Below are 14,313 nucleotides of genomic sequence, written 5' to 3'. Positions count from 1 at the left end.
CAATCACCAAATCCGATTAGCAATTCTGAAGGCTCAACCGCCTCTATTTTCTCCATCCTTTACATAAAAGCACTACCCAAAAATAAATCATTCTTATAGCGAACAGGAATATAGTATAACCCCAAGTAGATTTCAATAATTGATGATATTTTTTGTCTAATATTTTGCCAATTATTTAAAACTGTTGCTGAGCTTTCTCTAATGTCTGTAAATTTGAACAGAATTAAACTAGCATTAAAAGATACTTTATTAATTAAAGGAGGAGTAACTTTATAGAAAATATTAATCGGAAACTCCCTTTGTCTTTCAGTTTGAATTACCCTCGGAGCTCCATTAAAAAGCTGAGTTTCAAATTCTTGATTACTAGCAATAATGCTTGTTTCAATCTTAAATTGTAGAATAATTTGTCCACAACTAAAAGTTAAAAATTCCTGTATTAAATTAACAAAATCTAAAAAAAAATTTAATTCTTTAGGGCTGTCAGGTTTAATTAGAATATTTTTTTGTTCTTTTATTAAAATTTCACTTCTATCCCAATTCCGCCCCAAAGTTGCAAATAGATTTATTGACTGAACATATTGTGGGTTTAAAAAAGGTAGATCAATAATAGTAATAGAGCAATCATTTATTTTGCCTATCTCAATTGGTTCATTAACTTTTTGGTTAAAAATTATTTCTTTGTAAGTATTTGTTTGGTCATGATGCGGAATACAACCAATTTCAATATTGGGTAAATTAACCCATTTTTCTAAGTAATCGTATTTAACAATAATGGCTTGAAATTCGATTTCATCTAAAGATGAAAAATGATAACCTTTTAATATAAATTCAGGATATAATTCACTGGTAGGATATCCAGTTTTAAATTCATTTTTTAGGTAAGAGTTACAAAGCGTTACTTCTTCAAAAGTGCCGGAATCACCTATTAGATAACCATGTATAAGAGGATATTTAATATCGCTTTCTAATTTTTCGTGGAGATCAAGTTCTCTCAATTCTCCTACTAAATTGAGTCTGGGTTCCTGATCTGGTGAAAATACTAATGTACCAGTTATTTGTCTATCTGGACTTTCGGGAAGAAACCATATTCCATTTTTTTCAAAACTTTCCATAGCATTTAATATTCTATAAAAATTTTCATTTCCTCAGCCGTCATTCCATATAGATGAGCCATGCGCTCATTTATATGGGAGATGTTTACCCTCACTTATTATTTTCCCGTAGTATCTCACTCTATACTGCTTTACTGGATTACTCTTCAACATCTCTTAACACTTCAGCACTAAAGCACGCTACCCCGCAGTTTACCTGGTTCATCCTATCTCAAAAATTGGATATGTTTGATTAGTTACGCTCACAAAAATAATATTATTTTCCTTGCGAATTTCTACCTCTTCAACTCCCTTGAGAAAATCCTTGGGAATGACTACACATTGTTCTGTTACTTTAACTTTCATCAGCTTTGCTCAATTCACTTACCTTCTCAATAATATTGAAGTCTGGACTATGTTGAACTCGCAATCTCCCTAGCAGCTTCTCGCAGCCGCTCCACATCGCGCATCGGTGGTATACCAAAGAGTCGCTTGTACTCTCGGTTGAAGTGCGAGGCATCGTCATAACCCACACGGTAGGCAGCACTGGTAGCGTCAAGGTTTTGCCCCAGCATCAGACGGCGAGCTTCCTGGAGCCGCAGTTGCTTCTGGAACTGCAAAGGACTCATGGCAGTGACAGACTTGAAGTGATGGTGGAAGCTCGATACACTCATTCCCAGCTCTCGTGCGATGCTTTCAATCCGAAGCGGCTGGTTAAAGTCTTTACGAAGTCGATCGACGGCTCTAGCAATTTGGTGGGTAGAGCCACCCAGAACTGCAATATGACATAGCCGACCACCTTGCTCTCCCATCAGCAGTCGGTAAATGATTTCCCGCTTAATCAGTGGTGCGAGAACACGAGCTTCAGCAGGGGAATCTAGAAGCCTGACGAGCCGCACCACAGCGTCTAACAGATTTGCATCCAACGGACTTACGTCAATCGCTTTCACATCAGCACGACTGCGCGATGAAGGATGCCCTGCCTCGACCATGACTGAACCGACAAGTGTGGGGTCGAGATCGAGGCGAAGGCTAAGGTAAGGTCGCGCTTTGGACGCTTCAAAAATTTGGCTGACAATCGGCAGTTCGATCGAAGCCAGCAAATAATGCAAAGGGTCGTACTGATAGCGATCGCAGCCCAGAAGGACTTCTTTGCTGCCCTGAGCGATCGCACAAAAGGCAGGGAGAGAGACACTGTGAACGCATTCCGAAGGTGAGGAGGAGCGGTTGAAGTGCAATCCTTTGAGCGGCTCAATCGTCCCATCATGACGAATCGCCTGTGCAATCCGCTCTGTCAGCTCGTCTCTGTGGGCTTGCGCTCTATCTGCCTCGCGCTTTGCCTGCTGGTCGTTCATTAACTCCATAGCCGACTTTTCACTCGTTTTGACAGCGTTCATTTCTAAGTTTGCAGGATTGTACAACAATCTTAGACGATCGTTTTATTGCTTGTCCTCCAAAATGCCTAAGATGAAGCTAAAGCAATGAAAAACGATTCCGGCTTCTTGTAAGCATTCTGGATTTTTATTCAAGAGAAAACGCAGGTTTGATTGGGCAAGAGACTCGCCTACTGACAACCAAAATGCCATCAAGGCTAACCTTGCTTCTTAAAAAATCCATCCCTATTGATAGAGAAGCGATATGTGCTCAATTTCTACTATTGGGACAGCCACCGAAATGGCATCAAGTGAAGGAATTAAGAAATGGACATTAAACGAAGTGGCTCACAGCCTTCGGCCAAAGAACCGGCTGAGTATTTTACCGGCACTGTCGGCATTGACCCCCTGTTCCAAGCAAATGATCCGGCACGCACGTCTGGTGTCAGTGTCACGTTTGAGGCGGGTGCTCGAACAGCATGGCACACCCACCCGTTAGGACAAACCCCGATCGTGACGGCTGGCTGCGGTCTCGCACAGCGCTGGGGCGGCTCGATCGAGCAAATTCGGTCAGGGGACGTGATCTGGTTCGCGCCGGGCCAGAAGCATCGGCACGGTGCCACGGCAACCACGGCTATGACGCACATCGCCATTCAGGAACAGCTCGACGGCAAGACCGTGGACTGGATGGAAAAGGTCAGCGACGAACAATACCAGGCACCAAAAGTAAACAAATAGGAGCATCAACCCATGTACAACACCAAAGCTTATTCCGCAGCCAGTGCAACATCACCGCTAGCCTCCGACACGATCGCACGGCGCGACCCGACCGAACACGATGTGCAGATCGAAATCCTCTTCTGCGGCATCTGTCACTCTGACGTGCATTCAGTGCGGGACGAGTGGAGCGATTTCATGTCTACTACCTACCCGATCGTTCCCGGTCATGAGATCGTCGGACGGGTCACTCAAGTTGGTTCAGCAGTGACGAAGTTCAAGTCCGGCGATCTAGCGGGAGTCGGCTGTATGGTCGATTCGGACAGTACGTGCCCCCATTGCAAAGCTGGCTTTGAGCAGTTTTGCCAAAACGTGATCCTCACATACAACTCCCCAGACAAGCACAAGACCGCTCCGGTCACTTATGGTGGCTATTCCAACAGCATCGTCGTCGATGAACGCTTCGTGCTGCGCGTTCCAGATAACCTCGATCTCGCCGGGGTTGCGCCGCTCCTGTGCGCCGGGATTACCACCTATTCGCCACTCCGTCATTGGGGAGTCACAGAGGGTAAGAAAGTAGGTGTGGTCGGTCTGGGCGGATTGGGGCACATGGGCGTGAAGCTTGCTCATGCAATGGGAGCACACGTCGTTGTCTTTACCACGTCCCCCGACAAGAAAGAAGACGCACTCCGTCTGGGTGCCGATGAAGTTGTTGTTTCCCGCAATGCTGACGAGATGCAAAAGCACGCTGGTAGCTTCGATTTTATCCTCGATACCGTCGCCGCCAAGCACGACATCAACGCCTATCTCAACCTGCTTCGCCTCGACGGTAACATCACCCTTGTCGGCGCACCTGAGAAGCCCTTGGAGGTCGCAGCATTCAGCCTGATTATGGGCCGCCGCAGTCTTTCTGGGTCTATGATCGGCGGCATCGCCGAAACCCAAGAGATGCTCGACTTTTGCGCTGAACACAATATCACCGCCGATGTCGAAGTTATCCCGATCCAGAAGGTCAACGAAGCCTACGAAAGACTGCTCAAGTCCGATGTGAAGTACCGCTTTGTAATTGATATGGCTTCTCTTAAATCTGAATAACTGAGTTGGGACGGTGGAGGCTCGAAGGAGTCGTCATGCAGAAGCGCAAACTTGGTAACAGCAACTATTCGCAGAGGAGGTGAGTGTGGATACCACACGCTTGGAGGCATTTAGCGACGGTGTTTTTGCGATCGCCATCACCCTGCTGGTACTCGAAATCAAAGTGCCGCCACCCGATACGGCGCTCGGGGCAGAACTCCTCCATCTCTGGCCGTCCTACCTCGCCTACGTAGTGAGCTTCCTGGTGATCGGCGCAATCTGGATCAACCACCACGCCATGTTCAAACACATCGTCCGCGTGGACGGAACGCTGTTGCTGCTTAACGTCCTCCACCTGATGCCGATTGCCTTCCTGCCGTTTCCAACCGCTGTACTTGCAGAAGCGTTCCACCGGGGAATGGACGAGTCGGTTGCCGCTGGGTTCTACGGTGGCATCTTGACCCTGATTGGTATCTTCGTCAACGTCATGTGGCGGTATGCGGCTCACGAGTATCGGCTGATCGATACGCGCCTCACAGCGAAAAAAGTACGGAAGATCAGACGTTTATTCCTTGTCGGACCGATCGTTTATGCGATCGCCACCGCGGTCGCACTGTTCGCGCCCTGGCTGGCAGTGTTGATCTTCATCCTCCTCAACCTCTTCTATCTATGGCCTCGCTGGGGTCATAAGACCGCCCTGTCTCGCATCAATGACCCTACGGCGAGCAGAGATCGCAGCGAAAACGACTGACAACGACCAGAGCGATCGACGGCGAACACTATCAATTCCACATTAACGGAGAAAAACAATGCAAACGCGCAAACTTGGAAACAGCAATCTGGAAGTCTCAGCGATCGGGCTCGGCTGCATGGGAATGAGCTTTTCTTATGGTCCGCCCAAAGACAAACAGGAGATGACTGCTCTTCTGGGGGCTGCAGTCGATCGCGGTATTACATTCTTTGACACTGCCGAAGTCTACGGCCCGTACTTGAACGAAGAACTGGTGGGTGAAGCCCTCGCTCCCTTCCGCGACCAAGTGGTCATTGCGACCAAATTTGGGTTTGACATCAGTCCTAATTCCGATCCTCGCGGCATGAAAGGTTCACCCGGATTGAATAGCCGACCGGAGCATATCAAGGAAGCCGTGGAGGGATCGCTCAAGCGGCTCAAAGTTGAGGCGATCGACCTACTGTATCAGCACCGGGTTGACCCAAACGTGCCCATTGAAGAGGTGGCCGGAGCAGTGAAGGAACTGATTCAGGAAGGTAAGGTGAAGCACTTCGGACTTTCTGAAGCGGGAGTGCAAACGATTCGGCGCGCCCATGCCGTTGTGCCAGTCACGGCTCTTCAGAGCGAATACTCGCTGTGGTGGAGAAAGCCTGAAGCGGAAGTGATACCGACCCTTGAGGAACTTGGCATCGGACTTGTCCCGTACAGCCCGCTGGGCAAAGGCTTCCTCACGGGTAAGATCGACGAAAACACGACCTTTGACAGCTCCGACTTCCGCAGCACTCTGCCTCGCTTCACACCGGATGCACTCAAGGCGAATCAAGCCCTGATCGATCTGCTTGGCAGTATTGCAGAACAGAAGCAGGCGACCCCGGCTCAGATCGCAATCGCTTGGCTGTTAGCTCAAAAGCCGTGGATTGTTCCGATTCCAGGCACCACGAAGCTGCATCGCTTGGATGAAAATATTGGAGCTATCTCCATTGAACTCACATCTGACGATTTGCATGACATTGATAACGCTGCTTCCAAGATCGCAGTGCAAGGCGATCGATATCCCGAAAAGCTAGAGCAAATGACGGGCCGCTGAGTCTAGTTTTAGTCTTTGGGTCTGGCATAACTGCTCCTTAAACCAGACCCAACTCATGATGACTTGCTATAACTGTCTTTGCTCGAGTATGTCTCATAAACAACAAAACCAAAAATCAGAATAGCTAAGACAATGCTGATCCGCCCTGTACCAAAGCCTACTCCACCACTATCCTGAGATTTACCGATCCAATCTGCGAATGAAGCGCCCAATGGTCTAGTCAGGATATATGCGAGCCAAAAAGCCCCGACCTCATTAAGTCCTGAGCGCCAGTATGCGAACGCTGGTAAAGCAAATAACAAGGCAAACAGTAAACCTGATGTGAAGTTCCCCAAACCCCAAGTTGATGCTGTCATATCACCTGCGGCTGTGCCAAGCGCAAATGTAGCCATAACGGTTGCCCAGTAAAATAACTCGCGCCGAAGTGTGTAAATATGATTAATCGCTAAAGTCTTTTCGCTCATATACCAAACTGCAAAAATAATACTCAGTACGACGGAAAATCCTACAGTCGATAGGAGATACGAAACCCCTAATACAACATGGATAGCATCAGCAGCCATTGTTCCGAATATAGCGACCATAATAATAGCTAACCAATAGACCCAGGGAATATATTTCCGTACTGAAAACTGTATTAGTAAAGCAATCACTAATCCAATTCCCCCCAGAGCGACCGCAAAAATTGGGTTCATGTGATGGGCTAGGTAATCTGAAGTTGTTTCGCCCATTCCCGTAGTCAGCAACTTGATAATCCAGAAAAAAATGGTAACTTCTGGCAGCTTTTTTATCGGGCGATGCTGTGCAGATTGTTCTGTATAGTTTGTTTTGGGCTTCATATCTGGGTGGATTTTAGTTGAAGCTTTACTCAATATATCAATATATAATTGATATATTAATTGTACGTTTTAATTTTCGACTGGTCCAGCTTTTGAGACGTGAAAATATGATTCCCATATTGACGCGAACGTGCCGATCGAAGACGTGACAGGAGCAGTGAAGGGACTGATTGAGGAAGGTAAGGTTAAGCACTTTGGACTCTCTGAAGCCGGAGTGCAAACGATCCGTCGCGCACACGCAGTGGTGCCGGTGACTGCACTCCAGAGCGAATACTCGCGCTCGGTGGAGAAAGCCGGAAGCGGAAGTGATACCAACCCTGGAGGAACTCAGAATCGGCTTTGTCGCGTACAGCCCGCTGGGTAAGGGCTTTCTCACTGGCAAAATCGACGAAAACGCGATCTTTGACAGTTCCGATTTCCGCAGCACCCTGCCTCGCTTCACACCGGAGGTTCTCAAAGCGAATCAAGCCTTGATTGATTTGCTTGGTAGGATCGGACAACAGAAGCAGGCGACACCTGCTCAGATCGCGATCGCCTGGCTGCTGGCCCAGAAGCCGTGGATTGTTCCAATCCCAGCCACCACGAAGCTGCATCGCTTGGACGAAAACATCGGGGCAGTCTCCGTCGAACTCACGCCTGCGGATCTGCGCTGCGTGACATCGATGATGCCGCCGCCAAAATCACTGTACAAGGGGCGAGATACCCCGAAAAGTTAGAGCTTTTGACGGGTCGCTGAGCGGCGCAGAAGAGAAAATGTGATATTTTGGTAGTTAAAACGGAATTTCTTCCTCTTCATCTTCCCCAGTCTTAGCCGTCATCCGCCAACTGGTAATATACTCAATTTGCACATCAATTTTGTTAATAGCTTCCCCTAACCGCTTTTGGATGTATTGAGTCAGCGTCACCATAAAATCTAACTCAACTCCCACAGATAGCGCAAGTTTTGCCAATTTAGCAAAATCTACCTTCAAAATCGAGGAACTGGATAACTTAAAATGGGGAGTATTTTCCTGATTTTGCACCAACATTGCTTTTTTAATGCGCTCTTTCAGATGCTCAACTTCAGAATCCAGCAACTTCCATTCGGGCAAAATTTCTTTGTACCTTTCCCCCAATGCAGTTAAATCCTCACTCTCCGGTTCTGGCGCAACTTTCTTAGTAGATTTTCGTCGCTGCTGTACATTAGAATTCAACCGCCAACTAGCAATATCCTCCACTTCAAAAGATGGATGATCGAGGAGTTTGCCTAACTGTTTTTGAATTTCTTTCGTCAGTGTCACCGGAAAATTTAACTCAATTTCCTCAGTTTGCGTCAGTCTTGCCAGGGTGAGAAAATCTACTTTCATAGCTGTCGAACTGGAAAGCTCAAAATAAGAACTGTCTTTGAGCTTTTGGGCCAGCATCCCTGCTTTAATGCGTTCTTTGACTTCAGCGATTTCTGAGTCTAGTGGCTTCCACCGAGATTCTAATTCCTGATATTTTTCGCCCAATGCTGTCAAGTTTTCCGTTGCGGGTTCGGGGTAACATTGGGCAAGGATATCTACCAGGCGGCGATGCACTCCAGCTAAATAAACCGCGTCCATCTTGGCATATTCTAGCTGCTTCTCGGTCAGGGGGCGCTTTGCCCAATCGCCGCTTTGTTCTGTTTTATCTACATAAGCAATGTCGCAAAGTGTTTGTATTAAAGTTTTGAGTTGTCGATTAGGTAATGGCAGAATGTAAGTGGGAATCTTTCTCGCCATTTTTAATGTGCAAGTGACATTTTGAGCGTCGTCATTGCCCAGAAATCTGATGTCATAGCTGGCGTTGTGCAAAACTTTTTCAATATCTGGATTGACCATGATTTGGTTGATAAAATCTTTGGCCAATTCAGGTTTATCCAAGACATCTAGTAGAAAAGTGCCATCTCCACTTGAATCGGTGGAGTCAGCTAACACCTGAATCAGAGATAATCTGGGGTTGGATTTATAGTCTGCTATTTCTGTGTCAACCCACAGGATTTTAGCTCGGGCAAATTTAGTGATGAGTGCTTTGATGTCGTTTTCTGCTGTTAAATAAGGCATTTTTACAGACTTTTGCTATTAACTTTTTGATTCTCTTATGCTATGGCAATTATGGGATCGATTGTCAACGATCGCATTAAGGACACGGCAATGCCGTGTCCCTAGAGATATTTTTTCATAATTAGTATTAAATGTTGACCAGTCTTGGAGGCAGAAAGCGGAAATAGACGATCGCATTTTTACCGTTCAGCAGTAAGGTACGCAGCGCGTACCTTACAAACTATTAACCTATGACTGTTCTGCCACTTCCTCAGATTCCGATTCTTCGGCCGATTCTTCACCAGCAGGCGGCACTAAAGCCACAGCTACGATCGAATCATCCTCATCCAACCGCTGCACCCGCACGCCAGTTGCAGTTCGCGATTGCGTGGAAATTGCACTCACAGCCTGACGGATAATAATACCTCGGTTGGTAATGATCATCAACTCGTCATCTTCGTTGACAATTCGCAGCGCAGCTACGTAATCTTTAGCCTTTTTAGACTTGAACTTAGTAGCCGTCAATCCTTTGCCAGCCCGTCTTTGTAGGCGGAATTGAGAAACTGGAACCCGCTTGCCATAGCCGTTGGTGGTGATTACCAACACTGAAGGAACGTCGCTGCTACTTTTGGTAATTCCTTCGGCTTCTTCGCCTTCAATTTCCTCGGATTGCAGTTCTAATTCTTCATCTTCCAATTCCGCATCTTCAGTTTCTAGGTCAGTAATTTCTGCTACTTCAAATTCCGAATCTTCAGTTTCTAACTGAGCAATATTAGCTCCCTCGAATTCCGAATCTTCAGTTTCCAATTCAGCAATCTCGGCAACAATTGAACTGGGCAATATGTCCATGCTGATCAACTCATCGCCCGATCGCAATTTCATCGATTTTACACCCCGCGTTGCGCGGCCGACAGGGCGCAACTGTTCGTGATTAGTGCGGAAATGAATTGCCATCCCTTGGCGCGTGCCGATGATGATGCTGTCGCCCACTTTTGCTCTCCGCACCCAGCGCAGTTGGTCGCCTTCTTCTAGAGAAATCGCGATTAATCCGTTAGTGCGGATGTTGCCAAAAGCCGAAAGTGCGGTTTTCTTGATGTAGCCGCCGCGAGTCAGCATGACCAAGTATTCTTCGCTGGTGAATTCTGTAACTGACACCATAGAAGTGATTTTTTCTTCTATAGGAATCGGCAGCAGTTGTACCACAGGAGTGCCGCGGGCAGTCCGCGAACAGACTGGGATTTGATAAGCTTTGACAGAGTAAACTACGCCCCTGTCACTGAAGAACAAAACGCTGTCATGATCGCAGCAGGAAAGGAAATGTTCTACTCCGTCGTCTTCTTTCATTTTCGCGCCTGCTTTGCCGCGAGTAGCGCGACTTTGGGCCTCGAAAGTGCTGACAGGCATCCGCTTGATGTAGCCTTGCTCTGTGATCAGAATAATTGCTTGTTCGTTAGCAATTAAATCTCTTTCATCGATTTCTCCTTCGGCGTGCTCGATGACGCTGCGTCTAGGAGTGGCGATTTTTGTTTGGATTTCGACGGCTTCAACTTCGGCGATTTCTAAGATGCGTTCTCGGCGCGCTAAGATATCTTCCAAATCTTCGATTTTAGCTCGCAGTTCTTCGTGTTCTTGCTGAATTTTTTGGGCTTCTAAGGCTGTCAAACGCCGGAGCTGCATTTGCAGAATTGCGTCTGATTGCTGTTCGGAAAGACCGTAATTATCCATCAATTCTTGTTTCGCCGCGGCGGAGTCGGCAGCGGCGCGAATTAGGTGAATAATTGCATCTAAGTTTTCTAGGGCAATTAATAAGCCTTGCAGAAGGTGGTCGCGTTCTTCTGCTTTCCGGAGTTCGTATTGAGTCCGGCGAGTAATTGTCTCAATGCGGAAATCTAGGAAGACATTGAGGAATTGGGAGAGCGTAAGTAGTTGGGGTTCCCCATTTACTAGCGCTAACATATTGGCTCCAAAGTTGGCTTGGAGAGGTGTTTGTTTGTAGAGGTTGTTGAGGACGACGCGGGGATAGGCATCGCGCTTGAGTTCGATCACGATGCGCATTCCGTCTCTGTCGCTTTCGTCGCGAATGTCGGAAATTCCATCTAATCTTTTGTCGTTGACAAGTTCGGCAATTTTCTCAATTAGGGCGGCCTTGTTTGTTTGGTAAGGCAATTCGGTGATAATAATTGCTTCTTTGTCGGGGCGACCGGGATGTTCGATGGTTTCAATGCCAGCGACTCCGCGCATTGTAATCGAACCGCGACCTGTGGTGTAAGCATCGCGAATGCCGGATCTCCCCAGAATTTGTCCTCCGGTGGGAAAGTCCGGGCCGGGGATGTACTGCATCAATTCCAGGTCAGTAATTGCTGGATTGTGGATTAGTGCTACTAAACCGTCTATTATTTCGCCTAAATTGTGCGGCGGAATGTTGGTTGCCATCCCTACAGCAATCCCGGAGGAACCGTTGAGCAAAATTTGGGGGATGCGTGCCGGGAGTACGAGGGGTTCTTGCTGGGAACCGTCGAAGTTGTCGCCGAAATCAACTGTTTCGGAGTCGATGTCGCGCAGCATGGAGTCGCTAGTCAAAGCTGTGAGGCGACATTCGGTGTACCGCATGGCAGCGGGCGGGTCGTTGTCAACGGAGCCGAAGTTGCCGTGACCGTTGATCAGGCGTTCCCGCATGGAGAAATCCTGAGCCATCCGCACCAGGGCGTCGTAAACCGCTGTATCTCCGTGCGGGTGATACTTGCCCAGCACCTCCCCCACGACGCGGGCGCATTTGCGGAAAGGTCGATCGGGAGTCAAGCCCAATTCGTTCATGGCGTAGAGAATGCGTCGGTGAACGGGCTTGAGACCGTCCCTGGCATCTGGTAGCGCCCGACCGACAATTACGCTCATGGCGTATTCCAAGTACGATCGGGACATCTCATTACCCAGATCCGTCGGGATTATCCGCGACTCAGAGGTGCTCATAGGTTGAAAAACTCCGTTAAAAATTTAAATTTGACGGCTATAAATCTCAAAAATGCGATAAAATCGGTTTGGATTCAGTAGAGCTGCCAAATATTGCAAATTACTCCTGAAATTATATCACAATTTGCCTTTGACTTTATGGGAAAGTTGCCAGAAAAATTAAGGGACGAAACAAGGACAATTGATACTTTGTCAGTTGGTGATTTGGTCAGCGGTTGGCAAAAGCTAGAAAGGTTTTTTTAGGCGGTCGGGTTTCATGCTTTGGTGAGTTTTTTTGAGGGCTATATAAAAAATTAAAATGGTGGCCCGATCGCAATTTTAATTTCACAAAACCGAAGGCCTTCTTAAAGCAAACTAAAAATCTAAAATCTAAAATCTAAAATCTAAAATCAGCCGATGCTACCCGTCATCTACTCCGAAAATTTTTTGCTGCACAAGACTGGAATGCTTCACCCAGAGCGACCAGAACGTTTAACGGCGATCGTCAACGCTCTGAAAGCTGCTCCTTGGGCGGCTCAAATTGAGTGGCAATTGCCCACCCCAGTGGCGCAGCGCGAAAAAGCACTGTTCTCGGCTATCAAAAAAGTTCACTCGCAAAGATACATCAAAGAAGTCGAACATTTGGCTCATCGGGGAGGCGGCTACCTCGACGGTGATACGCCGATTTCTGCAGAAAGTTACGACGTAGCGCTGCTAGCGGCGAGTGCTTGGCTCGATGGGGTCGATCGAGTGGTGGCTGCGGGGGAACCGGCTTTTGTGCTGGCCAGGCCGCCGGGACACCACGCCGAAAACGCCCGCGCGATGGGTTTTTGCTTGTTTTCTAATGCTGCGATCGCCGCTCACTACGCCTTGGAACAGCCGGGAATCAACCGCGTCGCCGTCCTTGACTGGGACGTGCACCACGGCAACGGCACTCAATCTTTGGTGGAACACTGCCGCCAAATTGCCTACTGTTCCCTGCACCAATCTCCGTGCTATCCGGGAACGGGAGATGCCGAGGAGCGCGGTTCCTACGACAACGTGCTGAACATTCCCCTCTATCCGGGCGGTGGCATAGCTGAATACCTGAGCGCCTTTGAATCTCTTGTCGTGCCTTTTTTGTCCAAATTTGAACCGGATTTGTTGATTGTCAGCGCTGGTTATGACGCTACTGCGTCCGATCCGCTGGCGAGCATGACTCTGGCTCCGTCAGATTTCGGTACTTTCACCGGATACTGCCTGCAACTCACCCGCCGCATCGCCTTTGGATTGGAGGGGGGTTACGCGCTGAAAGATTTGGCCGAGTCGGTTGTGGCGACTATTGACCGATGCCTCAATTAGCTGGAAAATTGGCATAGGGAAAAATAAGGTTGAGAAGCGGTGAGGACGGGATGGAGAGCTTTTGAGGGCGATCCTCCTTGATGGTCTTTTTCCCTCGGACTTCTGACTCCTTCCTCCTGACTTTAGTGACAACCATCACAAATTGAATAGATCCAAGTCACTGGGCATCAAAGTCTTGGTCACAGATTTTTAACAAAAAAATCACACTGTGCCAATGTTTTCGATCGCCTTTGAAGTCACTTCCAGAGTGCATAATACAAATACAACAAGCCTGTTAAAATTTTATCTGTCTCAATCAACTAGGAGGTTTATCATGTCAGTATCCCAAATGACACTCGAAGAGTTATTTGGTCAGGTCATGTTCTCCAGCGTCGTGACTCGCCACGACCGGAGACAGCTCAGATCTGCACTCTTAGAAAGAACACTGAATGAAGATGAGTATGCCATCATCAACCGACTGCTGTACAACGTGCGTCGCGGTTGGGTAAAAATTGTCGATTAAAGACATGGCAACGGCTCTCTGTCGGGGAGTTAAGACAATTGGTAATGACTGATAAATATCGGGGTTGAGAGCACGGAAATACTGTTACATTTTCTGTGGAACTCATTACAAGTATAACTTGCCACTTAGGGAAGTTTTTTGTGTTTCATACTTGGTTCGAGAGTGTGATGTATTTGACCAGAGTGTTAATTATCATCAAAATCTCGCTACACATCAGCCTATAGGTAGAGATAATTATAAAATGACAGGTATCGGGTGCATCTCTACTTGTTGAAAACTTTTGAGTTTTGAGTTGTTAACTGAAAAGTTATATTTAACTCAAAACTCATAATTTTTTGGAGTTGAGAGGGGAGATTCGAGAGTGGGAAAAGTGATGAATATCAGGGTTAAAAAGCGCTATAAAGTTAATATTTCTTAAACTGATATTAAGAATCAAAACTACAAGCAGTTTCCGGTTGAGGAGGAGTGTGCGATTGTTACAAGCACAGCGAGCCGGAATGGTCGATCGACCATTCCGGCAATTTGAGCCCGGAAGTGTCAAAATATTAACAACCAGTTCATCCCCAAAATA

13 protein-coding genes are annotated in these 14,313 nt (G+C 47.3%); 8 read left to right on the top strand and 5 right to left on the bottom strand.

Translation table 11 applies throughout. The features are described from left to right. Positions 1-59: 59 nt before the first annotated feature. Together QUA53_RS21585 and QUA53_RS21580 are read right to left on the bottom strand one after the other, a co-directional pair. On the bottom strand, positions 60-1,112 hold the full coding sequence (locus tag QUA53_RS21585) for an ApeA N-terminal domain 1-containing protein (protein ID WP_333099687.1): 1,053 nt from the start codon (positions 1,110-1,112) through the stop codon (positions 60-62). A 392-nt stretch (positions 1,113-1,504) separates the two neighbouring features. Beyond that, positions 1,505-2,488: an AraC family transcriptional regulator gene (locus QUA53_RS21580; protein WP_333099691.1), complete on the bottom strand. Its 984-nt coding sequence runs from the start codon at positions 2,486-2,488 to the stop codon at positions 1,505-1,507. A 303-nt stretch (positions 2,489-2,791) separates the two neighbouring features. Between QUA53_RS21580 and QUA53_RS21575 the strand changes: the two genes are divergently transcribed. The 4 genes from QUA53_RS21575 (at position 2,792) to QUA53_RS21560 (ending at position 6,072) form a co-directional block, all read left to right on the top strand. Then, positions 2,792-3,202 (top strand): (R)-mandelonitrile lyase, encoded by a 411-nt coding sequence (locus tag QUA53_RS21575; RefSeq protein ID WP_333099693.1) that lies wholly within the window; start codon positions 2,792-2,794, stop codon positions 3,200-3,202. Positions 3,203-3,214: 12 nt separating this feature from the next. Continuing rightward, positions 3,215-4,276, top strand: coding sequence for an NAD(P)-dependent alcohol dehydrogenase (locus QUA53_RS21570; protein WP_333099695.1), 1,062 nt, complete (start codon positions 3,215-3,217; stop codon positions 4,274-4,276). An 85-nt stretch (positions 4,277-4,361) separates the two neighbouring features. Then, positions 4,362-5,006 (top strand): TMEM175 family protein, encoded by a 645-nt coding sequence (locus QUA53_RS21565; protein ID WP_333099697.1) that lies wholly within the window; start codon positions 4,362-4,364, stop codon positions 5,004-5,006. A gap of 58 nt (positions 5,007-5,064) precedes the next feature. Then, on the top strand, positions 5,065-6,072 hold the full coding sequence (locus tag QUA53_RS21560; RefSeq protein ID WP_333099699.1) for an aldo/keto reductase: 1,008 nt from the start codon (positions 5,065-5,067) through the stop codon (positions 6,070-6,072). A 53-nt stretch (positions 6,073-6,125) separates the two neighbouring features. Here QUA53_RS21560 and QUA53_RS21555 read toward each other — a convergent pair whose 3' ends face one another. Then, positions 6,126-6,911, bottom strand: coding sequence for a hypothetical protein (locus QUA53_RS21555; protein WP_333099701.1), 786 nt, complete (start codon positions 6,909-6,911; stop codon positions 6,126-6,128). 130 nt (positions 6,912-7,041) lie between these two features. Between QUA53_RS21555 and QUA53_RS21550 the strand changes: the two genes are divergently transcribed. Both QUA53_RS21550 and QUA53_RS21545 read left to right on the top strand, forming a co-directional pair. Further along, on the top strand, positions 7,042-7,275 hold the full coding sequence (locus QUA53_RS21550) for an aldo/keto reductase (RefSeq protein WP_333099703.1): 234 nt from the start codon (positions 7,042-7,044) through the stop codon (positions 7,273-7,275). Next, on the top strand, positions 7,217-7,627 hold the full coding sequence (locus QUA53_RS21545; protein ID WP_333099705.1) for an aldo/keto reductase: 411 nt from the start codon (positions 7,217-7,219) through the stop codon (positions 7,625-7,627). Before QUA53_RS21550 ends, QUA53_RS21545 begins: the two co-directional genes overlap by 59 nt. 54 nt (positions 7,628-7,681) lie before the next feature. Here the strand turns inward: QUA53_RS21545 and QUA53_RS21540 are convergent, their stop codons facing one another. Together QUA53_RS21540 and gyrA are read right to left on the bottom strand one after the other, a co-directional pair. Further along, the gene (locus QUA53_RS21540; protein ID WP_333099707.1) at positions 7,682-8,974 is read right to left on the bottom strand and encodes a ribonuclease D; all 1,293 of its coding nucleotides are present in this window, start codon (positions 8,972-8,974) and stop codon (positions 7,682-7,684) included. 228 nt (positions 8,975-9,202) lie between these two features. Continuing rightward, positions 9,203-11,920: a DNA gyrase subunit A gene (gene gyrA, locus QUA53_RS21535; protein WP_333099709.1), complete on the bottom strand. Its 2,718-nt coding sequence runs from the start codon at positions 11,918-11,920 to the stop codon at positions 9,203-9,205. A gap of 396 nt (positions 11,921-12,316) precedes the next feature. Between gyrA and QUA53_RS21530 the strand changes: the two genes are divergently transcribed. Together QUA53_RS21530 and QUA53_RS21525 are read left to right on the top strand one after the other, a co-directional pair. Further along, positions 12,317-13,240: a histone deacetylase gene (locus QUA53_RS21530; RefSeq protein ID WP_333099711.1), complete on the top strand. Its 924-nt coding sequence runs from the start codon at positions 12,317-12,319 to the stop codon at positions 13,238-13,240. A gap of 313 nt (positions 13,241-13,553) precedes the next feature. Next, complete coding sequence (locus tag QUA53_RS21525) at positions 13,554-13,742, top strand: hypothetical protein (protein ID WP_015175516.1); 189 nt, start codon at positions 13,554-13,556, stop codon at positions 13,740-13,742. The last annotated feature ends 571 nt before the right edge of the window (positions 13,743-14,313 follow it).

The sequence above is a fragment of the Microcoleus sp. Pol12B3 genome (assembly GCF_036701355.1).
GTDB lineage: Bacteria > Cyanobacteriota > Cyanobacteriia > Cyanobacteriales > Microcoleaceae > Microcoleus.
The sequence above is the reverse complement of the archived record's forward strand: the minus strand, read 5'-3'. Positions and strand labels throughout refer to the sequence as shown.